Below are 258 nucleotides of genomic sequence, written 5' to 3'. Positions count from 1 at the left end.
AAGATACGCTGCCGGTCTGCGAGAAAATCCGTGAAAAGGCTGCCGGCTTTACGCGGCGCATGGAGTTCCAGACGCTCGTAGCGATGTCGATCGCCCGGGGTGAGCGCAAACGCCGCCCGCCGGAACTGCGCATGCGTGCTCTGGAAGCCTCGCTGCAGGCGCTTTGCCACTACTACAATCCGCTGGCCAACCGTGTGGGTGCCTCGCTCACGACCATGAGCATCCGCTGCGGGCTGGCCACCGAGAAGAAACGTCTCT

1 protein-coding gene is annotated in these 258 nt (G+C 63.2%); it reads left to right on the top strand.

What is annotated here, in order from left to right:
* Nucleotides 1–258: hypothetical protein (locus tag N7568_RS24300; protein WP_261612237.1), on the top strand; the 258-nt coding region annotated here is incomplete at both ends.

Source organism: Paenarthrobacter aurescens (assembly GCF_025421775.1).
Lineage (GTDB): Bacteria > Actinomycetota > Actinomycetes > Actinomycetales > Micrococcaceae > Arthrobacter > Arthrobacter aurescens_B.
The sequence above is the reverse complement of the archived record's forward strand: the minus strand, read 5'-3'. Positions and strand labels throughout refer to the sequence as shown.